The 22992-nt window shown below is 55.7% G+C and carries 21 protein-coding genes; 10 read left to right on the forward strand and 11 right to left on the reverse strand.

The features are described from left to right. Positions 1–16: 16 nt before the first annotated feature. Together IBT46_RS14595 and IBT46_RS14600 are read left to right on the forward strand one after the other, a co-directional pair. The gene (locus IBT46_RS14595) at positions 17–1504 is read left to right on the forward strand and encodes a sugar ABC transporter ATP-binding protein (RefSeq protein WP_200546272.1); all 1488 of its coding nucleotides are present in this window, start codon (positions 17–19) and stop codon (positions 1502–1504) included. A gap of 17 nt (positions 1505–1521) precedes the next feature. After that, positions 1522–2499 (forward strand): ABC transporter permease, encoded by a 978-nt coding sequence (locus IBT46_RS14600; RefSeq protein ID WP_105592597.1) that lies wholly within the window; start codon positions 1522–1524, stop codon positions 2497–2499. Positions 2500–2860: 361 nt separating this feature from the next. On the opposite strand, the gene IBT46_RS14605 is transcribed toward IBT46_RS14600, so the two are convergent. Continuing rightward, positions 2861–3865, reverse strand: a complete 1005-nt coding sequence (locus IBT46_RS14605; protein ID WP_200546273.1) for a LacI family DNA-binding transcriptional regulator — start codon at positions 3863–3865, stop codon at positions 2861–2863. Positions 3866–5054: 1189 nt separating this feature from the next. After that, entirely contained in the window at positions 5055–5171 is a 117-nt protein-coding gene (locus IBT46_RS27710; protein WP_146114129.1) for a small membrane protein, read from the reverse strand. A 413-nt stretch (positions 5172–5584) separates the two neighbouring features. Between IBT46_RS27710 and IBT46_RS14615 the strand changes: the two genes are divergently transcribed. Then, the gene (locus IBT46_RS14615) at positions 5585–6625 is read left to right on the forward strand and encodes an AraC family transcriptional regulator (RefSeq protein ID WP_200546274.1); all 1041 of its coding nucleotides are present in this window, start codon (positions 5585–5587) and stop codon (positions 6623–6625) included. Positions 6626–6709: 84 nt separating this feature from the next. Here IBT46_RS14615 and IBT46_RS14620 read toward each other — a convergent pair whose 3' ends face one another. Beyond that, complete coding sequence (locus IBT46_RS14620) at positions 6710–7180, reverse strand: Lrp/AsnC family transcriptional regulator (protein WP_200546275.1); 471 nt, start codon at positions 7178–7180, stop codon at positions 6710–6712. 155 nt (positions 7181–7335) lie between these two features. Here IBT46_RS14620 and IBT46_RS14625 point away from each other — a divergent pair, with 155 nt between their 5' ends. Beyond that, positions 7336–7758: a DUF2000 domain-containing protein gene (locus IBT46_RS14625; RefSeq protein ID WP_105592443.1), complete on the forward strand. Its 423-nt coding sequence runs from the start codon at positions 7336–7338 to the stop codon at positions 7756–7758. A gap of 32 nt (positions 7759–7790) precedes the next feature. Here the strand turns inward: IBT46_RS14625 and lldD are convergent, their stop codons facing one another. From lldD to IBT46_RS14645, 4 genes are all read right to left on the reverse strand, one after another. Beyond that, positions 7791–8936 (reverse strand): FMN-dependent L-lactate dehydrogenase LldD, encoded by a 1146-nt coding sequence (gene lldD / locus IBT46_RS14630; protein WP_105592442.1) that lies wholly within the window; start codon positions 8934–8936, stop codon positions 7791–7793. A gap of 20 nt (positions 8937–8956) precedes the next feature. Next, positions 8957–9721, reverse strand: coding sequence for a transcriptional regulator LldR (lldR, locus tag IBT46_RS14635; protein ID WP_200546276.1), 765 nt, complete (start codon positions 9719–9721; stop codon positions 8957–8959). Continuing rightward, the gene (gene lldP / locus IBT46_RS14640) at positions 9718–11370 is read right to left on the reverse strand and encodes an L-lactate permease (protein WP_200546277.1); all 1653 of its coding nucleotides are present in this window, start codon (positions 11368–11370) and stop codon (positions 9718–9720) included. The genes lldR and lldP overlap by 4 nt, the downstream gene beginning before the upstream one ends. A gap of 347 nt (positions 11371–11717) precedes the next feature. Beyond that, entirely contained in the window at positions 11718–13853 is a 2136-nt protein-coding gene (locus IBT46_RS14645; protein ID WP_234480130.1) for a TonB-dependent siderophore receptor, read from the reverse strand. A gap of 403 nt (positions 13854–14256) precedes the next feature. On the opposite strand from IBT46_RS14645, the gene IBT46_RS14650 reads away from it, so the two are divergent. The 4 genes from IBT46_RS14650 (at position 14257) to IBT46_RS14665 (ending at position 17883) form a co-directional block, all read left to right on the forward strand. Next, positions 14257–15201, forward strand: coding sequence for a siderophore ABC transporter substrate-binding protein (locus IBT46_RS14650; RefSeq protein WP_200546279.1), 945 nt, complete (start codon positions 14257–14259; stop codon positions 15199–15201). After that, positions 15202–16161: an ABC transporter permease gene (locus IBT46_RS14655; protein WP_200546280.1), complete on the forward strand. Its 960-nt coding sequence runs from the start codon at positions 15202–15204 to the stop codon at positions 16159–16161. It begins immediately after the preceding gene. A 70-nt stretch (positions 16162–16231) separates the two neighbouring features. Further along, entirely contained in the window at positions 16232–17128 is an 897-nt protein-coding gene (locus IBT46_RS14660) for an iron chelate uptake ABC transporter family permease subunit (protein ID WP_200546348.1), read from the forward strand. Then, complete coding sequence (locus IBT46_RS14665; protein WP_200546281.1) at positions 17125–17883, forward strand: ABC transporter ATP-binding protein; 759 nt, start codon at positions 17125–17127, stop codon at positions 17881–17883. The genes IBT46_RS14660 and IBT46_RS14665 overlap by 4 nt, the downstream gene beginning before the upstream one ends. Before the next feature lie 152 nt (positions 17884–18035). On the opposite strand, the gene mdtI is transcribed toward IBT46_RS14665, so the two are convergent. The 4 genes from mdtI to IBT46_RS14685 all read right to left on the reverse strand — a co-directional run bounded on the left by mdtI (position 18036) and on the right by IBT46_RS14685 (position 21286). Then, entirely contained in the window at positions 18036–18365 is a 330-nt protein-coding gene (mdtI, locus tag IBT46_RS14670) for a multidrug/spermidine efflux SMR transporter subunit MdtI (RefSeq protein ID WP_200546282.1), read from the reverse strand. Next, the gene (mdtJ, locus tag IBT46_RS14675; RefSeq protein ID WP_370569468.1) at positions 18352–18714 is read right to left on the reverse strand and encodes a multidrug/spermidine efflux SMR transporter subunit MdtJ; all 363 of its coding nucleotides are present in this window, start codon (positions 18712–18714) and stop codon (positions 18352–18354) included. The genes mdtI and mdtJ overlap by 14 nt, the downstream gene beginning before the upstream one ends. 420 nt (positions 18715–19134) lie before the next feature. Beyond that, positions 19135–19884 (reverse strand): hypothetical protein, encoded by a 750-nt coding sequence (locus IBT46_RS14680; protein WP_200546284.1) that lies wholly within the window; start codon positions 19882–19884, stop codon positions 19135–19137. Between the two features lie 73 nt (positions 19885–19957). Then, on the reverse strand, positions 19958–21286 hold the full coding sequence (locus tag IBT46_RS14685; protein WP_200546285.1) for a CapA family protein: 1329 nt from the start codon (positions 21284–21286) through the stop codon (positions 19958–19960). A gap of 228 nt (positions 21287–21514) precedes the next feature. Here IBT46_RS14685 and IBT46_RS14690 point away from each other — a divergent pair, with 228 nt between their 5' ends. Together IBT46_RS14690 and IBT46_RS14695 are read left to right on the forward strand one after the other, a co-directional pair. Continuing rightward, positions 21515–22312: a transporter substrate-binding domain-containing protein gene (locus IBT46_RS14690; protein ID WP_200546286.1), complete on the forward strand. Its 798-nt coding sequence runs from the start codon at positions 21515–21517 to the stop codon at positions 22310–22312. A 4-nt stretch (positions 22313–22316) separates the two neighbouring features. Continuing rightward, complete coding sequence (locus IBT46_RS14695; protein ID WP_105592428.1) at positions 22317–22985, forward strand: amino acid ABC transporter permease; 669 nt, start codon at positions 22317–22319, stop codon at positions 22983–22985. Positions 22986–22992: the final 7 nt, after the last annotated feature.

The following is a 22992-nucleotide window of genomic DNA, read 5'->3' on the forward strand; positions in this document are numbered from 1 at the left end:
CCCGGAAGCGATGCTGATGACACCTTTACTGGAATTAAAACAGATTAAAAAATCCTTTCCCGGAGTGAAAGCGCTGGATGGTATTAACCTGACGGTGCAGCCCGGAGAAATACATGCGCTGCTTGGAGAAAACGGTGCGGGTAAATCAACGCTGGTGAAAATTATGTGCGGTATTCACCAGCCGGATGCAGGGGAAATTATCTTACAGGGGAAGAACTGTAGTTTTCCTAATTATCGCCACGCCATTGAAGCGGGCATTGGCATTATATTTCAGGAGTTCTCGCTGATCCCTTATATGAGCGCGGTTGATAATATTTTCCTCAACCGGGAAATAAAAAATCGCTGGGGGCTGCTGGACCGTCGTGAGATGCGCCGCAAGGCACGCAGCGTCTTTAAACGCCTGGCGGTGGATATCGATATGGACTGCCCGGTGGAGCAGTTAAGCGTGGCGCAGCAGCAGTTCGTTGAAATCGCCAAAGCGCTGTCGCTGGACGCGCGCGTGCTGGTGCTGGATGAACCCACCGCCACACTGACGCCGGGTGAGGCCGAGCACCTGTTCAGCGTGATGAACGATCTGCGCCTGCTGGGCGTGGGCATGGTGTTTATCTCGCACCATCTGGATGAAATTTTCGCCGTGTGCGATCGCATCACCGTGCTGCGCGACGGCTGCTACATCGAAACATTGCCAACCAGCGACACCGATATCGACGAACTGGTGAAGCTGATGGTAGGCCGCAAAATTGAGAACACCTTCCCGGTGAAGTCGCACGTGCCGGATCGGACTAAGCGACTGCTGGAAGCCAGCGTTCAGCGCACGAAGCAGAGCCAGACGGATCATTTCCATCTGCACGCCGGAGAGATCCTCGGGTTCGCCGGGCTGGTGGGTTCCGGGCGTACCGAAACCATCTCCGCGCTGATTGGCGCCAGCCCCTGCTACCGTAAAAGCGTCAAGCTTAACGGCCAGGACGGCAGGCTGAGCAGCCCGGCACATGCCTTACAGCAGGGCATTGGCCTGCTGCCGGAGAACCGCAAAACCGAAGGTCTGGTGCTGCCGTTTTCCGTGGCGCAGAACATCACGCTGAACCGCCATGAAAAGCGCGGCAAGATTTTTGTTCATGCCGGCAAAGAGCGCGACATCGTGCAAAAGCTGATCCGCGCGGTGGGAGTGAAAACGCCTGACGCCGATACCGCGGTATCAACCCTCAGCGGCGGCAACCAGCAGAAGGTGGTGATCGCTCGCTGGCTGAACAACGACTGTAATATTTTGATCTTTGATGAACCGACGCGGGGTATCGACGTGGGCGCGAAATCGGAAATCTATCAGCTGATGCAGCAACTGACTGCAAAAGGCATCTCCATCATCATGATTTCTTCCGAGCTACCGGAAATTATCGGCGTTTGCGACCGGGTGCTGGTATTCCGGGGCGGGCACATCGTCGCCGAACTGGCCGGGAATGAAATTGAATCTGGCAACATCATGCTACATGCCACCGGGAGCGCATAATGAGCGGAATCGAACAGATGTCATCTACCTCAACTCCCCGCGCTGCGGGACCAGGGCTGGCGAAGCGCTGGGAAAAACTGCTTCATCATCCTGCCGTGCTGCCGTTTATCGGTTTTGTGGTGCTGTTTGTGCTGATGAGCCTGCTGAACGACAGTTTCCTGACGGTGAATAACCTGACCAACGTCGCCCGTCAGGTTTCCATTAACGCCATTATCGCCGTGGGGATGACCTGCGCGATTTTGACCGGCGGCATCGATCTGTCCGTCGGTCCGGTGATGGCGCTGGCCGGTTCCGTTGCTGCCGGATTGATGATGGCCGCCGTTCCTGTACCGCTGGCGGTACTGGCCGCGCTGCTGGTCGGCGTGTTGTTTGGTCTGGCGAACGGTACTTGTATCGCCTGGCTGCGGATGCCGCCGATTATCGTCACCCTGGCATCAATGGGCATCGCCCGTGGCCTGGCGCTGCTGTATACCGGCGGTTATCCGATCTCCGGCCTGCCGGATGTGTTCTCCTTCCTGGGGCGCGGCACGGTGTTCGGTATTCAGGTGCCGATTCTGGTGATGGCGGCAGTGTACGTGGTGGCGTGGATCATGCTGCACCATCTGTCATTTGGCCGTTACGTTTATGCCATCGGCGGTAATGAAGAGGCCGCGCGGCTGAGCGGTATCCGCGTGCAGCGCTATAAGATGCTGGTGTATGTGATCAGCGGCGTGACGGCGGCACTGGCCGGTCTGGTGCTGACTTCTCGTCTGATGAGCGGCCAGCCGAATGCCGGTGAAGGTTTTGAGCTGGATGCGATTGCGGCGGTGGTGCTGGGCGGCGCGGCGATTTCCGGCGGTCGCGGAGCGATTATCGGTACGCTGGTGGGCGCGATGATGCTGGGTGTGTTGAACAACGGGCTGAATCTGATGAGCGTGTCGCCGTATATTCAGAACGTGGTGAAGGGCGGAATTATTCTGGCAGCGATTTATTTGAGTTCAGTAAGGCGTAAGTAGTGTCGTTTGGCCAGGTGCATCTGGCCGTGCCGCCTGGGGCGGGGAGGGCTGTTCCGTTTGGGGCAGCCCATTTTTTCCTTTCGGTATCGGGATTGTGTCGCGGAAAGACCGTTGTCAGGCGTATCGGTGTCGGTCGGGTTCGCGGACTCGGCGTGAACACGTCCGTGTGGCCTCGAATCGCGCATCCCTGCGCTCAACGGTCCGCGAACCCGCCCGTCACCGATTGCCCGGACTCCGCGCTGGCAGCGAAAAAGATGCTTCAAAATTCACGGCCCAAAACGGTCGCCTGAGCGCTGGACTAACAGCGACAAGTCCGTACCCAAACGTTCACCGGAGCACCATACCTGGCTGCGGCATGAACTCACGGAACCAGCAGGCTCCCGGTGAAAAATTCGCGCCGTACAACCCGATCGCTATCCGCCGTTTTTATCGCGTTAAACAATAATTCCGCCGCAATCTCTCCCAGCATTTCCGTATCATGATAAACCCCGGCAATACGCATTCCATAACTGGCCGAGCCTGGCGGCTTATCCACGGAGAAAAATTTCACTTGAGGATAGATATTTAACTCATGACATATGGACATAGCGCCCAGCGTAATGATCCCGTTCAGACCGATGATATATTCCGGCTGATTCTCTTCCTGCATCAGCCAGCTTCTGACTTCCTGCTCCTGTGATATAAAATCATAATCACCGTTTATAATAGTGATGTGATTTTTCTTTCCGTACAGCGCATCCAAAATACCTGCGGTTCGGCTGAGCGTGATTTCAGAGTTAGCCGGACCACCGAGAATAAGCATCTTAGATTCCGGCTGAGCGGCAAGATATTCTCCGGCCAGCAGACCTATCTCATTGTTATTCAGGAAAACGCCGCTTAACTGCCGGTTAAAAATATCCCTGTCTATAAGAATCAATGGGATGTGATAGGCTTCGGCCTGCTCAAGATAGGCGGGCTGATACTGTTTATCATCTCGTACTGCCGAGAGTAAAATACCCCGGGCCTTATAGCTGAACAGTGCCTGTATTGCCTGGTTCTCCGCCTCTTCGCTGCCGTCCGTATCAAATAACATAATCTGATAACCTTGTTTACGGGCAATGCGTGACACCCTCTGAATCAGCGAGGAATAAAAGGGGTTATACAGGCTGCTGGTGACAATACCAATAATCTGGCTGCTGCTGCTTTTTAATCCCTGGGCAAACGCGTTCGGGACATAATTCAGTTCTTTGGCTATCGCATGGATTTTTTCACGAGTGGCGGGTTTAACCAGTTCAGGTTTATTAAACGCGCGTGATACCGTGATATTAGTGACGCCAGCTCGTCGGGCAATATCCACGATAGTGGAATTTGGAATAGCTTTCGGCACCGTCATTCCTTGCATTTGCTGTGAACAGATCCCTTATTGTAAGGAAGCGCTTTCAAATAAGCCAGATGTAACGCAGAGTGACGATCCTGTTCCGAATAAAGCGCATTTTTGCGTTTGGGCTGCCAGTTTACTGAAGGTTTAAGCCGTTGGGGCGAGGTGCGGTCATCGTATAAGAAAACGACATCGACTGAGGACCCGGCTGGCTCGTCAGGGACTGGATTTTGCCCGCGATGTGCTTTACACCTCATAGTGCCTGCTTGCTTTGAGGAGGATTAGGGCGTTTATGCAAACTTCAGGCACGCATCTCTGAACGAGGTGAAACCTTCATCCCCGAACCTGGCTATGTATCCGGTGTATAGCAGGCAGGTGCATTTGTGCTTGCGCTTTGTATATCTGTATATAGCAAAGTATACGCATCAGTGGTTGCGCTATGTATATCTGTATAGAATGAGGCATGGCATCCTGTCCTTTTGCATGTCTCTGTGGGCGTCGCAAATCATTTATCCTCGCGTTTTGTTGCTTTACGCACCCGGCACGGAGGTGAAATCTTCAGATGCTGAAGTATCCGTTTATCATCCAATCGGAATACGCTGTCTTAACCTTACAACCGAAACAGTTAAGAATATCGTTTCTATCGTCAGAGCCCCCCTGATTTTGGCAGGATCTTACTGAAGATTCGGTTAAGAATAGAAGTTACTCCTGCACACCACTGATAGCGGCAAAATGCGTTTTAAATGACATAAGCTATATGAGTTTTTGTAAACCCTCTATTTGTGTCAATTAGTGCGAATGTTCGGGTGTATATACGGCCGATTTGCACCCAATACCCCGCTTATCGAAATGCAACACGCTTCAACATTGGCTAAATATCACTCTGTCCCACCATCCTATTTGGGCAGCAGCGACTCCGGAAAAGTGGGACATGCGCAGTGCGTTGGGCGCAAGCGATGCGCTGGCAGAAAGGTTTTCTACGCTGATGGTGGGCACTGGAACGTTTTGCTGGCAGGCGCGAAAACAACGGGTCAATCTGAGCAGGGATCGACATTATGGCGTGAATCAGATAGATAGGCGGTGGCAGCAGTAGCGATCGGCGCAATCCTTTGCGCTGATTTTAGACAAAAAGAGTACAATAAACCCGAAAAGATCGGGTTTGAAAAGATAATAAAAAGTTAAAAAATACTTAAATAAACTAGCGTTTTTTCTTAGGGAAAGACGAGGTCTTTCTGTCTTTAATATAAGAAAAAAGACTATATGCAGAAACGACAATTAATAGTATCGCAACTGTCATTAATATCAGGTCGCTCATTATATGTTCCTCAAAATATCTTTTATTAATTTTTTCAGAGCAAAAAAGAAAATATAAAGTGGATTTATACTTTCAACTCATAGGTTTTCGAAAAAAATTATCATATATAAAACAATCTAATGCTTTGCTGTGTGTGCGTTTGACCATTAGCTCAACATCCTATGCACTGAGAGCGACATAAGACCGTAAAGAAAGTGTAAAATTGGGGCTTTCTAAACTGTTAAGGTATGCTACTGGTTACGACAATACTAAGTAAAATAACTATTCTATCAAATATCTTTGCCCGTCATTTTTTGTTTTTCTCCCTCACAGGCCGAAAAAGAAAGATCAGAGTCTTTTTTTAATTGCTTTTTTTGTTTAGATTTCGTGCGTGGGAAAGGATTCTGCGTATTTAATACAGCAGGTGAAACCAAATGAATCAGCAACTGATTAAACGACCCATTTCGATAGTGTTACCAAGACCTGAGGGACTGTATCAGTTCCATACGGTTGATACTGCCGAAATAGAAAGTGAATTGCGTTACGAATTTTTAACAACTAATTGTAAACCTTATACAACGGATACTGCGCACAACCGTCGGGCTGGAGATCGGAAAGCCACTCAGCGGGCAACGGACGCCGCACAGGGGAGCTTCAGTTCGGTACTGGGTGGCACGAGCAACGCCATTTTCAACCCGTATAAACCGGACTCTGACAGCCTGTTTATTTCCCTGCTATTACAGGGCACCGTGGAGCTGACCGGGCGGACCTTGTTAGAAACCAAGGTGATGACGGCCGGATCGCTGGCACTGTACGAGCTGGATAAGCCTCTGCACTATAACAGTGGCCACGTAAAGCAGCTGTTTCTGATCCTGCCCTATGCCGATGCGCGTGCCGCGCTGGGTGGCGGTTTGGATGAGCTGGCGTTGTCTCTCGACAATCAGCCGCTGGCACCGTTTATTCGCTCGCAGATGATGCTGCTGGATGCCCACGCGGCTCATCTGAGCACCAAAGCCATCTCCAGCATTCTGGACGGGTTGTATAACGTCTCGCTGCTGATGCTGGCGGATATAGGCAGAGAGCGCGGTAATCGTATCGAAGGCAGTAAGAACTTTATTTTTTCCGCCGCCAAGCGCTACATTGAGCAAAACTATGCTCAGGTTAACCTGTCGCCGGATGCGATTGCCGTTGCCCTGCGCTGCTCGCGTTCGGGCCTGGATCGTGCATTTCTTGAGCAGCACACTTCCGTGATGCGTGTGCTGCAGGAAGTGCGTCTTAAAGCAGCCCGATACCGTTTAGAAAATTTTGCGGAAGAGCGTATTGATACCATCGCTTACCAGTGTGGATTCAGCAGCCCCAGTATTTTCAGTAAGCTCTTTAAACTGCGCTTCGGCATGTCGCCTAAGGCATGGCGTCAGGCTTTTATTAACAGCTATTCTTTTTACCCTGCGGAAGAGAGTAACGCCTGCGGCTGATTAAACGCCCGGCTGCTCATCGTGCTGTCCCTGACTGGACAGCAGCACGGCCTCTGGATGAGGCCGCCTCTTTCACCTGACGATTTATCCCTGCTTAACGATTGGATAGCTGACCAGCGGTTTGATCTCCTTGAGTACAAACATACTTTGCATCTCTTTGATTCCCGGCAGGCGACGGATTACTGTCATGGCGAAATCTGCGTAGGCATCCAGATCCCGGGCCACCACCTGTAACAGAAAATCCGCATCGCCGCCGATGCTGTAGCAGGCCACCACGTGCTCCAATTCCGCGACCTCCTGTTCGAACCGACGCGCTTCGGACTCGCTGTGGCTGTCGATGGAGACGCGAACAAAAACCATCACCCCCAGGCCAATTTTTTTGCGGTTCAGCACGGCGCGGTAGCCCTGAATCACCTCGTCCTCTTCCAGCTTGCGTACTTTGCGCCAGCAGGGCGAAGCCGAGAGGCCAATTTCATCGGCCAGGGTCTGATTGGTCATGCGGGCATCCTGCTGCAGCAGTGAAAGAATTTTTATCTCGGTGGGGCCTAGGCTCATAGGGGCAGACTCTGTCTTTTAGCGGATTGTTAAAGGTAAATCATGCCCTTATCTGGTCAATTTTCAACTAATTAAGACAACTTTTTCCCGGCACATCGGCGCATAATAAAGGCCTGAATATTGATCTGTTAAACGCCTGAGCGTATGGAAATAAGATGAAATTTGATGCCAGTCAGCACCGTTGTACCATCGTAATCAATGACCAGCTCAGCCCGGGGCTGGCGATGAATGCCGCCAGCGTGATCGGCATCAGCTTTGGCCGTACGGTTGAGAATCTGGTGGGGCCGGATTTGCAAAGCGCGGACGGCGTCAACTACCCGGGGGTGATTTATGCTCCGCTGCCGGTACTGCTGGCCGGAGATGACTACGTGCAGCAGCTGCTGCATATCGCCAGCGAAGATGAAGAGATCTACGCCATGCCGTTTAGTGCGCTGGCGCAGTCGTGCAGAACCTACGAGGAGTACGGCGAGCGCATTTCCCCGGTGAACAGCCGGCAGATTGAACTGGTAGCGATTGGCCTGATCGGGCCAAAAAAGAAAATCAGCCGCCTGACCGGTAATCTGCCGCTGTATAAGTGATGGGGCAGGGGTCAGCCCGGCCCCGTCCTGATTTACGCCAGGCCGTTATTCACCAGCGAGCTGCGGGTGATGTCGGCGATAGTTTTCGCTCCGGTCAGCGTCATCGCTACGCGCATCTCTTTCTCAATCAGCGTCAGCAGGTTTTCGACGCCTGCCTGTCCGGCAGTGGCCAGTGCGTAAACAAAGGCGCGGCCCAGCAGCACGCTGTCGGCACCGAGCGCAATCATCCTCACCACGTCAAGACCGTTGCGGATGCCGCTGTCGGCCAGAATGGTGATGTCGCCCTTCACCGCATCGGCGATCTGCGGCAGCGCCCGCGCGGTAGACAGCACGCCATCCAACTGACGTCCGCCGTGGTTGGATACCACGATGCCGTCTGCACCGAAGCGCACGGCATCGCGGGCATCGTCAGCATCGAGAATGCCTTTAATCACCATCGGGCCATCCCAGAACTCGCGAATCCACTCCAGGTCTTTCCAACTGATGGACGGATCGAAATTGTTTGCCAGCCAGCCGATGTAATCTTCCAAGCCGGTTGGTTTGCCGAGGTAGGTGGAGATATTACCGAGATCGTGCGGACGACCGTTAAGGCCAACGTCCCACGCCCACTGCGGGTGCAGCACGGCCTGCATATAGCGGCGCATCGCCGCGTTCGGGCCGCTCATACCGGAGTGGGCATCGCGGTAGCGTGCGCCGGGCGTTGGCATGTCAACGGTAAACACCAGTGTGGTGCAGCCTGCGGCCTTGGCGCGCTCCAGCGCATTGCGCATAAAGCCGCGATCCTTCAGCACGTAGAGCTGGAACCACATCGGACGGTTGATCGCCGGGGCGACTTCTTCAATCGGGCAGACGGAAACGGTGGAGAGCGTAAAGGGAATGCCTTTTGCCGCCGCTGCCCGCGCCGCCTGAACTTCACCCCGGCGGGCATACATTCCGGTCAGTCCCACTGGGGCCAGCGCTACCGGCATCGCCAGGCTTTCGTTAAACAGTTTGGTTTGCAGGCTCAGTTCGGACATGTCGTTGAGCACGCGCTGCTTCAGGGCGATTTGCGCCAGGTCCTCAACGTTGCGCCGCAGCGTGTGCTCGGCGTAGGCGCCGCCGTCGATATAGTGAAAAAGGAAGGGCGGCAGCATACGTTTGGCCGCCGCGCGATAGTCAGTTCCTGCCGAAATAATCATCAGATCTATCCTTTGTTACATCATTCTCTGTCATCCGGCAGCCGGGTAATCCGCTGCTGTCGGGCTTCATCTTCATGCAGGGTTTTCATCGTGGTGAGGACAAACCCTAAATGGTGCTGAGCCGCTTTACGCGCCCGTTCCGGGTCGCTGGCGAGGATCGCCAACAGCAGCTCTTCGTGTTGTTCGGTCAGGCGGGCAAAGATGGTTGGGACGGTGTACATCCGTTCGCGGCTGCGCGCCACCGAGCTTTGCAGCAGGTCGAAGAAGCCGCGCATGGTTTGCAGCAGCACCACATTGTGTGAGGCTTCCGCAATCGCCAGATGGAAGCGCACGTCGGCCTGGTTGGCCATATCGGCTGAAATGCTCTCCTGCTGCTGGATGGCGTCAAAGCAGTTTTGCAGCCGCTCTTTGTCGGCGGGCGTTGCCCGCAGCGCGGCATACCAGGCGGTACTGGCCTCGATGGCGTGGCGCGCCTCCAGAATATCGTTGTGATAGTTCGGGTCATCGGCAACCAGCACCTTCAGCGGCTGCACGATGCGTTCCTCCGACCAGCGGGTATTTTCATCACAGAGCCAGGTGCCACCGCCGCGTTTGCTGTACAGCACGCCTTCACCAATCAGCGAGCGAATAGCCTCGCGCAGTGAAGAGCGTGAGACGCCCAGTTCCTGCGCCAGCTGGCGCTCGGCGGGCAGACGTGCCCCCGGCTCCAGCTGGCGCTGATGGATCAGGGTTTTAATACGCCCGGCGAGGAGCAGGGTGCCGGAAGGCGATGGCGCAAGGGTCATGGGATCATCCAGGTGAGCACGTAGGCTTGTAAGGTGGTAATGACCCCTACCATACAGGTGAAAATCAGACTGTGCTTCACTGTAAAGCGGAACAGGTCAGATTCTCTGCCCACCAGGCCCACGGCGGCGCAGGCGATGGCGATCGACTGCGGCGAGATCATCTTGCCGGTCACGCCGCCGGTGGTGTTGGCGGCAACCAGCAGCAGGTCCGACACGCCAATCTGCTGTGCGGTGGTGGCCTGTAGCGCGGCGAACAGGGCGTTAGATGAGGTATCCGAACCGGTCAGGAACACGCCCAGCCAGCCGAGGAACGGCGAGAAGAAGGTAAACGCGTGGCCGGTATGGGCCAGCGCCAGCGCCAGCGTGGCGGAAAGGCCCGAGTAGTTGGCGATAAACGCGAAGGCCAGCACCATCCCGATAGAGTAAATCGGCAGCGTCAGCTCTTTCAGCGTGCTGGTAAAGGTGCTCAGCGCGTCGGCCGGTTTCATCTTCAGATAAACGATAGAGATCAGTGCGGCAACGATAATCGCCGTGCCGGTCGCGGACAGCCAGTCAAACTTATACACCGCGGCATACGGCGTAATGGCCGCGACTACCGGCGGCATTTTCGCCACGAGCTTGTCGAGGAACGGCACCGGGATGTTCACGACCAGGTTATACAGCTCGCCGCCCGGAGCGAACAGCGCCTTAAACGGCGGGATGCTCCACAGGGTAACGGTGGCGGTCAGGAACAGGAACGGCATCCAGGCGCGGATAATCTGCCCAGGACGATACTTTTCCACCACCAGCGGCTGCACGGTGGCGTTCTCCGTGGGGGCAAAGCGGAAGATACGCACCGGCTTCCACACGCGCAGGAACAGCGTCAGGCACACCAGTGAAACCAGCGACGAGATAATGTCCGGCAGTTCCGGGCCGAGGAAGTTAGAGCTGAGGTACTGTGCCAGGGCAAACGAACCGCCCGCCACAATCACCGCCGGCCAGGTTTCTTTAATCCCGCGCCAGCCGTCCATGATCGCCATGATCCAGAACAGCACGATGATGGTCAGGAACGGCAGCTGACGGCCGACCATCTGGCCAATTTCAAAGCTGTCCAGTCCGGTAACCTGCCCGGCAACGATAATCGGAATGCCCATTGCGCCAAAGGCCACCGGCGCGGTGTTGACGATCAGGCACAGACCGGCGGCGTAGAGTGGGTTAAAGCCCAGTCCTACCAGCAGCGCGGCGGTGATCGCCACGGGCGCGCCGAATCCGGCGGCACCTTCCAGGAAGGCACCAAACGAGAAGCCAACGATCAGCATTTGCAAGCGCTGGTCCGGGGTGATCGACAGGATCGAGGCGCGGATAATATTAAACTGCCCGGTTTTCACCGAGATTTTGTAGACGAACACCGCGGCGACGATGATCCAGGCGATCGGCCAGAGTCCGTAGAAGAAACCGTAAACCACCGACGCCAGCGCGCGATCGACCGGCATCCGGTAGAGGAACAGCGCGACCAGCAGCGCCAGCGCAACGGTGATCGTCGCGGCAACGTACCCTTTCAGCTTGAGCTTAATCAGGGCGAAGAAGAAAAAGATGATCGGAATGGCGGCGATCAGGCTGGACAGCCAGATATTGCCGAGCGGATCGTAAACTTGTTGCCAGGGTTGCATGGCGGCGTCTCCAAAAACATTCTTTTTATAACCAGATTGGTCTGACCAAAATGGCGATTTCGTGTGTGCTGCCGCTGATGGTTAATATTTTGTTAGTATAAAACAACAGATGTGATGTTTATTTTGCCTTTCTGTGCGTGGCATTCACATTTTATTTAAATTGGTCTGGCCACATTGTGGGGTTCTGACAGGGAAAATGCGGGTATTCTGAAGTGACGAATTGATTTAAATCCGTACGACATGACGAGGGAAAAGTTCGAGCAGGGAAATGGGGATCGGGTCGGAGCTATCCGTAATAGTAACGGGCAGCCAGGCCGCCCGTTACAGGTAGAGACTGAAAACAGGACTTAGAACGACATAGTGACACCGGCGTAGTACGCGCGGCCCGGTTCGTTATAGGTCGATGCGCCGTCGTTGGCGCGGTACAGCTGTTTGTCCAGCAGGTTGCTGACGCCGCCGTTCAGGCGCAGATCTTTGGTCAGCTCGTAGTTGAGGCTGATGCCAACCACCGAATAGGCACCGATTTCAGTGCTGGACATCCCTTCCACTTCCAGTCGCGTTTCACTGTACTCACGCGGCTTTTGACGGCCGTACATCGTCCAGTTTACCGCAGTGGAAAGCTTATCGGTCACCTGATAATCCAGCATGGTGTTGATGGTGTACTTCGGAATGATCGACAGCGGGTTGCCGGTTTCCTTGCTCTTCGACTCCATCATATAGGTAGCGTTGGTGCGCCAGTCGAGCACATCACGCAGCAGTGGCACGGTCAGATTGGCTTCCAGCCCTTCCACCAGCGCTTTACCGCCGTTCTCCCACTGCAGCACGTTATAGTTGTTGGTGGTGGTGGCAATAATGTCGGTGCCGGCGACGATTTTGTTTTTGTAATCGTTGCGGAACCAGGTGATGCCGGCGGAGTAGCCCTCAGCGGCGAACTCCAGCCCCAGCTCTTTGTTCACGCTGACTTCGGCATCCAGATCGGTGTTACCCAACAGGTAGCAGCTGCCGCTGGAGATGGTTTTCGGGCAGCCGTTGCCGCGCGTGCCGAGCAGATAGCCTTCACTGGACTGATACAGGTTCGGCGCTTTAAACACTCTGGCGATACCGGCCTTCACCTTGAAGAACTCGCCGAGATCCTGCGACAGGTTCAGGCTCGGGCTCCAGTTGTTCCCGAACTGATTGTGGTGGTCGAAGCGCAGGCCCGGGATCAGGAAGGTGCCGACCCACGGTTCGATATTGTCTTCAAAGTAGACGGCCGCGGTGGTGGCGCTGTTTTTCGGGTTACGGTCCGCCGGATTGCCTGACTGGCCGCCCACGGTCACGCCGCTGGCATCGGTGGCGCTGATTGACGCCGGGTCGTTCAGCTCTTCCCGGTTCCACTCCGCACCGAGGGTAACGGTTTGCGATAGCCATTGTTCAATCGGGATATTCACTTCGCCGCTGGTACGGTAGTTTTCCAGACGGCTGGTGCTGAACTCGTCGCTGTTAATCATCCCCTCCACGCGCCCGGTGGAACCTTCGTTCAGGCGCGTGTTGTTGGTTTTCTCATACGACGCGGTGAACTTCGAGGTTCCCCACTCCCAGAAGCCGTTGTGGGTCAGGCCGTAGGACTGGCGGTACAGGCGATTGGTTTCAGAGCCGTACAGCGAGTCGACCAGACCATTCGGGCTGAGGTTACCGTTGCTGTACTGGGTGTCTCCGGCGTAGATATTACCCTGGCGGCTGTAGCTGTAATCGAAATCGACGATCTGCGACGGCGTCAGTTTCCAGGAGAGCAGGGCGTTAATGTCTTTATTACGCACCCCTTCACGACCGGCGGCATAAGAGCCGTTCTGTGCGTTGTTGATATCGGCGGCATCGGCATCGGTTTTGTTGATGTTGCCGTACAGGCGCATGGTCAGCGCATCACCGGCCAGCGGGCCGCTGAGGTTAAAGTTGGCGCGTTTGGTGTCGCCCTCTTTACTGTCTTCCGGCTGATTGGTGAACAGGGAAAGCGAGCCGTGCCAGTCTTTGGTTGGGCGCTTGGTATAGATATTGATCACCCCGCCCGCCGCGCCGGAACCGTAGCGCGCCGCCGCCGGGCCGCGCAGGACCTCGATGCGGTCAACCAGCTCGGCAGGTACCCAGTTGGTGTCGCCGCGCGTGTCGCGCTCGCCTTTCCAGCTGTAGCGCACCGAGCTGCGCGAATTCACCGGTACACCGTCGATCAGGATCAGCGTGTTTTCCGGGCCCATGCCGCGAATGTCGATCTGACGGTTATTGCCTCGGCTGCCGTTGGCACTGTTGCCGGTCAGGTTGACGCCGGGCATTTTGCGGATGATGTCGGAGAGGTCGTTGACCGGTGGGCTTTTGGCAATATCTTCGGCGGTGATGATGGAGACGCCGGGCTGCTGTTTCAGTTCCTGTTCAGCGGTTTTCTGTACCGTCATCACGGTGTCGCTGTCATTACTTTCTGCGTCTTCCGCTGCACTGGCTGTGGTCGCCATTAAACCGGTAAGAAGCAGAGCCAGAGGGTGAATCCGAAAACGTCCATATCTGTTCATCAAATAATCTCAAATTGTGGAGGATTGTAAGATGATGTGTATGATAACGAGAATTGTTATCACTAAAAGACCCGCAAGGACGAATTCACAATATCTCCACAATTGACTACTTTTGTCAGTTTTTACCTGCAAAATTCCAGTAAATGCGTATTTTTCAGTCCGTTAAGTGTCATTTTTGCCTTTACATTCCGGGAGATTGTGTAGATTTTGTGTGGAACCAGGGATTTAGCACGATGTGTTGATCTCAAACACTACACATTTCAGGATTTTGCCGTTATTATCCCGCAACAAAATTTAATACGAATAGTTCTCATTTATGTCAGTTTTCTGATTCTCAGGAGAGATAATGCGTTTTCCTCAGGCCTTAACTTCATCTCTGTTTGCGCTGTCACTTGCCTGTTCACCCGCTGTGTTTGCTGCCACTGAAGGGGCAACGGTCAGCATCGTTCATGCCCAGGGCACTACTGCCGTACCAAAGAATCCGCAACGTGTGGTGGTCCTCAGCCCGGCCGCGCTGGATATTACCGATGCGCTTGGCGTGAAGGTGATTGGCGTACCGAAAACCAGCGCCCACTATCCGGCGCACCTGGCAAAATATAACGGCCAGGACTATTTCGATGCCGGTACGCTGTTTGAGCCAAACTTTGAAGCCCTGAGCAACGCCAAACCCGACCTGATTATTGCCGGTGCCCGCGCGCGTGATGCCTACGGCAAACTGAGTGAAATTGCGCCGACTATCTCTCCGGATCTTGACCCGCACAAATTCCTCGCCAGCATGACCGAGCGTACTGAGCAGCTCGGTGAAATCTTCGGCAAGCAGGAGAAAGCCAAAAAGGTGCTGGCGGCATTTAACGCCCAGATCGCCGACGTGCGTAAAGAATCCGCCAACGCCGGCAGCGCGATGATGCTGATGGTTAACGGCGGCAAGCTCAGCGCCTACTCACCGGGTTCCCGTTTTGGCTTTATCTATGATGTGCTGGGCTTTAAACCGGCCACCACCTTTAAGGAAACCGGCAACCACGGCAACTCGGTATCGCCAGAGTTCGTGATGGAAGCCAACCCGGACTGGCTGTTCGTGCTGGATCGCGACAGTGCGATTGGCCGTAAAGAGGGCAGCTCTGCGCAGCAGGTGCTGGATAACCCGCTGGTGCGCAAAACCAACGCGTGGAAAAAACAGCAGGTGGTGTATCTGGACTCCGGTTCGCTGTATATCGCCGGTGGCCTGCAAAGCTACAGCCTGTTGATGACCCAGGTGAAGCAGGTACTGGATAAGTCGAAAACCCAGCCGTAAATGAAATCTTTCGCCTTTACCGCAGGCCTGGCATTATTGCTGGGCCTTACTGTTTTTAGCCTGTTTGTGGGCGTCAGCCGCGTAACGCTGGTCAGTCTGTGGACCGATCCTGAAATGCGCGAGATCCTGCTTATCAGTCGTTTCCCCCGTACTGCCGCGCTGCTGCTGGCGGGTAGCGCCATGAGCGTTGCCGGTCTGATTATGCAGATGCTGACGCAGAACCGCTTTGTTGAACCCTCCGTCGTTGGTACGACCCAGTCGGCCAGCCTTGGCCTGCTGCTGGTGATGATCGTGAGCCCTGCCGCGCCGATTATGCTGAAAATGGGCGTAGCCTCGCTGTTTGCGCTGTTCGGCACCGCGCTGTTTATGCTGCTGATTAACCGCATCCGGATGAAATCGTCGCTGATGGTGCCGCTGGCGGGCATTATGCTCGGCGCGGTGTTCAGCGCGGTCACCACCTTCCTGGCGATGAAGTTCGATCTGCTGCAGGCGCTGGGCGCGTGGGAGTCCGGTGATTTTTCCAGCGTGATGCAGGGCCGCTATGAGCTGCTGTGGGGCGTGGGGGTTATTACCCTGCTGGCCGCGCTGATTGCCGACCGTTTTACCGTTGCCGGTATGGGCCGCGACTTCTCGGTGAATATTGGCCTGCGCTACCAGCAGACCATGCTGATCGGCATGGCGATGATCGCGCTGATTAGCGGCGTGGTGATCGTGGTGGTCGGCGTGCTGCCGTTCCTCGGCCTGATCGTGCCGAATATCGTCAGCCTGGCGCTGGGCGATAACCTGCGGCGCACCGTGCCGTGGGTGGCGCTGTTGGGGGCGATGCTGGTGCTGGCCTGCGATATTATCGGCCGCCTGATTATCCATCCGTTTGAAATTCCCGTCAGTGCGCTGCTCGGCGTGCTGGGCGCGGTGATTTTCCTCGTGCTGATTGTGAGGTCAAAACGCCGTGTACACTGAGAACTCAACCGCCAGCCGGTTCACGCCGGGCCGCCGCCTGCTGCTGCTGAGCGCGCTGGTGCTGGTGCTGATGGCGATCTTTATGACCATCCAGCTCCACGGCAATATCGCTTACATCCTCAAACACCGGGGACAGATTCTGGCGACGATGGTGCTGGTGGCGTTTGCGTCCGGCATCGGTACGCTGCTGTTCCAGACGGTGACGCAGAACCGCATTCTGACCCCGTCGGTGATGGGGCTGGAGTCGCTGTTTGTCCTGCTGCAAACCGTGCTGATCTTCGCGCTGGATATCGGCGGGTTGAGCATGCTGGGCAGCGTGGGCCGCTTCCTGGCGGAGGGCGCGCTGCTGGTGACCTTTGCCACGCTGCTCTATCGCTGGCTGCTGAGCGGTTCCGGGATGGATCTGCACCGCGTGCTGCTGATTGGTCTGGTGTGCGGCACGCTGTTCCGCAGCGCCTCCGGTCTGATGCAGCGGCTGATGTCGCCCGGCGAGTTTGCCGTGCTGCAAAGCCGGATATTTGCCACCTTTACCCGCGCTGACGGCGGCGTGCTGATGGTTTGTGCGCTGATTGTGGCGCTGGTGTCGCTGGTGGTCTGGCGGATGCGCCACCGGCTGGACGTGATCGCGCTGGGGGCCAATTCTGCCACGGCGCTGGGTGTGCCGTATCGCCGCAACGTGACCGGCATTCTGCTGCTGGTGGCGCTGCTGGTGGCGACCTCGACCGCGCTGGTCGGGCCGATGATGTTTCTCGGCCTGCTGATCGTCAACCTGACCTATCCGTTGATCGGTTCCTGGCGTCATTGCTATCTGCTGCCCGGCAGCGTGCTGATCGGCATGGTGACGCTGATTGGCGGCCAGCTGGTGCTGGAGCGCCTGCTGGATATGGCCGGAACTCTGTCGGTGGTGATTGAATTTACCGGCGGCGCGCTGTTTATCTACCTGTTGCTGAAGAAGGCCAAAAAGTGATTGAAGTAAAGAACGTCAGTAAACACTATGACCAGCAGCCGGTTCTGCAGGATATCTGTGCCACTCTGCCGTCATCGGGCGTGACCTCGATTATCGGCCCAAACGGCGCGGGCAAGTCCACGCTTCTGTCGGTGATCAGCCGCCTGCTGCTGGCGGACAGCGGCAGCGTCAGCGTCGATGCGCTGGACGTCAGCGATGCCAACAGCGAAAAGCTGGCGCAGGTGCTGTCCGTGCTGCGCCAGGAGAACCATTTCACCAGCCGCCTGACGGTGTACGATCTGGTCAGCTTTGGCCGCTACCCCTACAGCAAAGGGCGGCTGAACGCCGACGATCGCCGCCACGTTGACCAGGCGCTGGGCTTTCTGGATCTTATCCCGCTGCAAAACCGCTATCTGGATGAGCTTTCCGGCGGGCAGCGCCAGCGTGCCTTCGTGGCGATGGTGTTATGCCAGGACACGAAATATGTGCTGCTGGATGAGCCGCTGAATAATCTGGATATGAAGCACAGCGTGGCGATGATGCGCCAGCTGCGTCGCGCGGCGGACGAGCTGGAGAAGTCGATTGTGCTGGTGATCCACGACATCAACTTCGCTTCGGCGTGGTCGGACTACATTCTGGCGATGAAGGGCGGCAGGCTGGTGTTTCGCGGTACGCCGCAGGAGGTGATGGTGCCGCAGGTGATTGAGGATATCTTCGATCTGCCTGTTACCATCGAAGAGCTGAACGGCCAGCGCATCGCGGTGTACTACCGCTGATTGCGCTGGCGCGCAGACTGGCATGAACGCTGTCTCTTCTGTCTCATCGATCTGCGGCGCAGCGTCTCGCCGCAGGATGCAATCGCGTTTAAATGCCTCCTGCGGCGGGTGCCGTGCTGCTTTGCAGGGCGCGGCACCGTTCTGGATAGTCATCACGCCAGCTTGATCAGCATCATCCCCACCAGCAACAGCAGCAGTCCGGCCCAGCCTTTGCGGTTCAGGCGCTGGCCGAACAGCACCCAGCCCGCGGCGACGGTAGCGACAATACCAAAGCCGCCCCACAGCGCGTAGGCTACCGACAGATCGATGCCCTTCACCGCCTGAGACAGCGCGCTGAACGCCGCCAGCACCGCGCCCAGCGACAGCACGCCGTAAACCTTGCGCCGGAAGCCGTCGGACAGTTTCAGGAAAATATTAGCGACGATTTCCAGAACGATGGCGCCCGCCAGCCATACCGCATGCACCCATTCAAACGCCTGCATGCTGCACCTCCACGGTTCTCTTCGCCGCGCGGGTCCCGGACTTAATCAGCGCAATACCGACCACCAGCGTGGTCAGGCCGAGTAGCTTAGTCAGCGACAGCGACTCTTCAAACAGCAGTACGCTGAACAGGGTAATAAACAGAATGCCGATCCCTTCCCACATCGCATAGGCCACGCCGAGGGCGATTTTCTTAATCGAAAACGACAGGGTGATATAGGAGAGGGCGATCATCAGCAGCATTAAAAAATAGCCAAGCGGATTGCCGCTGACGCCGGACCACTTCATCAGCAGGGTGCCGGTAATTTCAAAGGCGATGGCCAGCGCCAGTAATAGCCAGTAAATCATGATGCATCTTCCGTAAGATGTGAATAGCGAGCCTGAAAGCGCGGATTAACCGACGCAGGCTGAAATTAAACAGGGCAAATGAACGCACGGCGTGCGTGATGCCAAAACGGAAGATCGGGACTAAAGCGCGTTGCGCCAGTGTTGTTCACCGGAAAGGGCGTGGGGGAAAGCCAGTACGACAGGGAGTGTAGAGCGTTCGTTTCTGAACTGATTGTCCATAATTTTTACAACTTATCCGCGTTGTTGCTTCTCGTCGATGCGGAAAGGAAATTGTCCTCGGGAGTTAAACACCTGATATTTCTACCACGCGGCCTGTTTTTTAGCTCGTCATTTGCAATTCTTTACGCTGCTCAGTGGTGAAAAGCCAGTTAATCAGACCTTTTATCCGTATTTAACTGGCGTAATTATCTGGGTGGTGAGGGGTTACTGGCAGTAGTCAGCAAATATCACGCCTTTGCCGCTCATGGTGCTCTGCCAGCGGGCGGCGCTGGTGGCAAAGCGAACGTTGCTGACGCCGAACTTCGCGAGATTAGCCTGCGACCAGGAGAACCATTTTTCCGGGAATTTTTCGTGGTAGTCCGACTGCCGCTGCGGGCACCAGGCGAAATCGCCATTCACGCCGATCTGCTGATAAAATTCTGCTTCCTGCTGTTTTAATGCGGTGAACAGCGGTGAAGTCACCATCATCTCGTGCGTTTGACCCTGATCGTTTGAATCCAGCGCGATTTCATCGGTCGGGCTGTGCAGGCTGCCGTGCCACAGCAGATAAGCGTTTTGGGTAATGAACTTATTTTTCCCGGCGGGGAAGATATAGTTGGCGCAGGCGGAGGCGCAGACGTTTCTCACTTCCACGTCCATTTTGCGCTTGTGAATTTCACGGCCCATCTCCATCGCTTCTTTGGCATCGCCGCCGATGCTGTTGAACGAGACTTTTTCCACCCGCCGCATCTCCAGCTGGCGATGCAGTTTCTCGGCGGAGCCTTCGATGATTTTGCCGTCGAAGTAGAGGGTTCCGTTACGCACCGCAATCGAGGGCGGCGAACGCAGAACGCTGTCGTCATCAATATCAATCGGCTGCCATGCACCGGCGGCGGCAGAGAACAGTGAGGTGGCGGCGAAGATGAAGGCTGCCAGCCGTGTTTTACGCTGTGGGTGGGGGAGTATTACATCCATTTCGGCCCGGTTCCTTTATTTATCAATAGTCAAAGTATACATCCGGTCGGCGACCGGATGTATTTAATGACGCTTAACGGGCGTTAAAGGCGATCATACCGTCCTGTTCCTGGTAGCTGAACTCGGTGCCGTAGCGTTCGCTCATGCGCGTCAGCAGTGCGGCGATCTCATGACCCTGCTGGTGGCTGACGATCTGCGGCAGGCCGCGATCCAGTACACGCGGGCTGTCCATACCCAGATCCAGCGGCAGCAGCTGCACGCGAATATTGCTGCCTTCCACGTCAAACACCGCCAGAGCGTTTTGTGAGAAGCGCGCTTCGGCATTAAAACCGGTGAACTCGCCTGCGCTGTTTTTCGCGCGGGCACGATGCAGATCCGACGGGCGCGCATCCACTTTATGGCCGTAGGCCTGGTACATTTCCGGGCCGATAATCGATTCACCGGCTTCAAACTCCATCAGCAGGCTGCCGAGGTTATAGAAGATCGGCTTACCGTTGTAGATTTCCACCCCGCGCATAAAGTGCGCCCCGTGGCAGACTACCGCATCGGCACCGGCCTCTACCGCGCGATGGGCGAAGGATTCGACGAACGCCGGCGCGTCCGGGCTGTACCAGCTGTCTTTGTCGCCTTCGTGGGTGTGCAGGCTCACCAGCGTAAAGTCGCTGCGGTTAGCGGCATCGCGCACGCTGTGTTCGTTTTCCTGGCAGTCCTGCTCGTTGTACCAGGTGCGTACCCCGGCTTTCTCGCCGCGCTCAATCTGCAGCGAGCTTTCGAACAGCGAGCCAAATTTAAACTCGTCCGGCCCTTTATCGGCCATCACCTCAACGCGCATGCCTTCGCGCACGCTTTCATCGGTGCCCAGCAGGCGGGTGATGTTTTTCAGCTGCTCGAACTGTTCGTCGGGTAGCACGTAGGCGCGGCCCCAGCGCAGCGGGTTCAGGCCCGGACGCGCCACGGTGCCCGCGCCGCCGTTGGCGGCCAGGAACACTTCTGAACGGGTTGAGCCGAGCGCCACCACGCCCACACGACCGGCGGCGGTATCGAGGAAGCGCGGCAGGCGGGAATCATCCAGATTGCGGCCCACGCCGCAGGGAACCAGGCCGCGCGCTTCCGCTGCGTCGATGGTGCTCAGTACGCCTTCCCAGCCGAAGTCACCGGTGTGGTTGTTGGCGAAGGAAACCAGCTTGATGTTCAGATCGACAAACTCATCCAGCGTTGCCGGTTTGACCGCCGTGATGTAGCCACGCCCTGCCGCAGGGGGAATATTCGGCTGCGGGCAGCTGAATTCAGCATTAGCAAACACTGCATCTGCCCCCTGAAGTAAGTTAATAATTCTTTTATCCAGGCGGTTGACCAGGTTACGGCTGGAAAATAGCAGGTCACCACAGGCTACAATACGCATAATTCTCTCTCTGGTTAGAAAATCCGTTATTTTGCGGATTAAGATGGTTCTTATTATTTTATTAACTATACCGGCGGTGCAACTGCTATCCTGTTTCATCTGGGAATTTTATATAACCTTATGTTATATCTTATTCCTTTTTGTTGGTAGCAAGCATCCCGGCGCCGCGTTATACGTTTCCGCCTCTATAATATTGTTATTTCTAGAAAATTTAAATCAGGGTAAATAATGCAATCTACAAATAAAGGTATTCTCGCACTGGTTCTGGGGTTATCGGTTCTGGTGGCCGGCTGTGATAATAATAAAGAGAAAGCCGCCGATGCAGAAAAAGTCCTTCAGGTCGGTACATTCGGCGTGAGTATTGGTTTCTCTTACCGTCAAAACGGTAAAGATTTAGAAGGCTATGATATTGCCGTGGTGAATGCCGTGGCGAAAAAGCTGGGTTATTCCCGCGTGGAATTAACTACGGCCGATATGACCGGCCTGTTCGGTATGCTGGATTCCGGCAAAATCGTCACCATCGCCAACCAGGTTGAAGCCAACGAAAAACGCCGCGAGAAATACCAGTTCTCTCAGACCTACATCTACTCCGGCGCGCAGCTGGTGACCCGCAAAGACGACGACTCTATCCAGAAAATCGACGATCTGAAAGGCAAGCGCCTGGGCGTGGATGTGGGCAGCAGCAAAGAGAACTTCCTGCGTAAAAACTACCCGGATGCCGGTATCAACATCCACACCTACGAAGAGCCAAGCGCTATCGTGCAGGATGTGGCGCTGGGCCGTATTGACGCCTACATCATGGACCGCGCGGGTGCACAGCTGCTGATTGATAACTCCCGCCTGCCGCTGAAACTGTCCGGTAACCCGGTCTATCGCTATCAGGAAGCGTTCCCGTTTGTGAAAAATGCCCAGGGCGACGAGCTGCGCACCAGGTTTGATGAAGCGCTGAAAGAACTGGCCGCCGACGGTACGCTGACCAAACTGTCCGAGCAGTATCTGAAACAGGACGTCAGCAAGGAACAGTAAGCCGATGAATTTCGATCTGCGTTTTATGCTGGAGGCGTTTCCTTCGCTGCTCAGCTTTTTACCGATGACGCTGTTCCTGGCGGTCACCTCGATGGTGATCGCTTCGGTGATGGGCGTTGGCCTTGCGCTGCTGATCCGCAACCGCATCATGATCCTGACTCCGCTGGCCGAGCTGTATATCTCGTTTTTCCGCTCGGTGCCGACGCTGGTGACGCTGTTTATTTTTTACTTCGGTATCCCGCAGCTGTTCCCCGGCATCAGCATGATGAACGCGATCTCTGCGACCATTATTGCGCTCAGCTTTAAGAACGCCGCCAACCTCGCCGAGGAGTTCCGCGGCGCGATGAACGCCGTCGAGCCGGGCCAGATGGAAGCCTGCCTGTCAGTGGGTTTGACCCGCTGGCAGGGGTTCCGCCGGGTTATTCTGCCGCAGACCATTCGCGTGGCCGTGCCGGGCATGGCCAACTATCTGATTATGCTGATTAAAGAGTCATCGCTGGCCTTTACCGTGGGCGTAACGGAGATCTTCTCGCAGACCAAGATCCTGGCGAGTAACTCCTTCCGCTTCCTGGAAAGCTATATCGCGGTGGCGCTGATCTACTGGGCCGTGACCATTCTGCTGACCATGCTGCAAAAGCGTCTGGAAAAGCGCCTTAACCGGCCTTATCGCTAAGGAACCC

Origin of the sequence: Erwinia sp. S38 (assembly GCF_016624545.1) — a bacterium.
GTDB classification, from domain to species: domain Bacteria; phylum Pseudomonadota; class Gammaproteobacteria; order Enterobacterales; family Enterobacteriaceae; genus Erwinia; species Erwinia coffeiphila.

Bases quoted from the DNA above. Each gene is read 5' to 3' on its own strand.
- IBT46_RS14595 (WP_200546272.1), top strand. From the start codon at position 17: ATGACACCTTTACTGGAATTAAAACAGATTAAAAAATCCTTTCCCGGA.
- IBT46_RS14600 (WP_105592597.1), top strand. From the start codon at position 1,522: ATGTCATCTACCTCAACTCCCCGCGCTGCGGGACCAGGGCTGGCGAAG.
- IBT46_RS27710 (WP_146114129.1), bottom strand. From the start codon at position 5,171: ATGAGCGACCTGATATTAATGACAGTTGCGATACTATTAATTGTCGTT.
- IBT46_RS14615 (WP_200546274.1), top strand. From the start codon at position 5,585: ATGAATCAGCAACTGATTAAACGACCCATTTCGATAGTGTTACCAAGA.
- IBT46_RS14620 (WP_200546275.1), bottom strand. From the start codon at position 7,180: ATGAGCCTAGGCCCCACCGAGATAAAAATTCTTTCACTGCTGCAGCAG.
- IBT46_RS14625 (WP_105592443.1), top strand. From the start codon at position 7,336: ATGAAATTTGATGCCAGTCAGCACCGTTGTACCATCGTAATCAATGAC.
- lldD (WP_105592442.1), bottom strand. From the start codon at position 8,936: ATGATTATTTCGGCAGGAACTGACTATCGCGCGGCGGCCAAACGTATG.
- lldR (WP_200546276.1), bottom strand. From the start codon at position 9,721: ATGACCCTTGCGCCATCGCCTTCCGGCACCCTGCTCCTCGCCGGGCGT.
- lldP (WP_200546277.1), bottom strand. From the start codon at position 11,370: ATGCAACCCTGGCAACAAGTTTACGATCCGCTCGGCAATATCTGGCTG.
- IBT46_RS14645 (WP_234480130.1), bottom strand. From the start codon at position 13,853: ATGGCGACCACAGCCAGTGCAGCGGAAGACGCAGAAAGTAATGACAGC.
- IBT46_RS14650 (WP_200546279.1), top strand. From the start codon at position 14,257: ATGCGTTTTCCTCAGGCCTTAACTTCATCTCTGTTTGCGCTGTCACTT.
- IBT46_RS14655 (WP_200546280.1), top strand. From the start codon at position 15,202: ATGAAATCTTTCGCCTTTACCGCAGGCCTGGCATTATTGCTGGGCCTT.
- IBT46_RS14660 (WP_200546348.1), top strand. From the start codon at position 16,232: ATGGCGATCTTTATGACCATCCAGCTCCACGGCAATATCGCTTACATC.
- mdtI (WP_200546282.1), bottom strand. From the start codon at position 18,365: ATGCAGGCGTTTGAATGGGTGCATGCGGTATGGCTGGCGGGCGCCATC.
- IBT46_RS14680 (WP_200546284.1), bottom strand. From the start codon at position 19,884: ATGGATGTAATACTCCCCCACCCACAGCGTAAAACACGGCTGGCAGCC.
- IBT46_RS14685 (WP_200546285.1), bottom strand. From the start codon at position 21,286: ATGCGTATTGTAGCCTGTGGTGACCTGCTATTTTCCAGCCGTAACCTG.
- IBT46_RS14690 (WP_200546286.1), top strand. From the start codon at position 21,515: ATGCAATCTACAAATAAAGGTATTCTCGCACTGGTTCTGGGGTTATCG.
- IBT46_RS14695 (WP_105592428.1), top strand. From the start codon at position 22,317: ATGAATTTCGATCTGCGTTTTATGCTGGAGGCGTTTCCTTCGCTGCTC.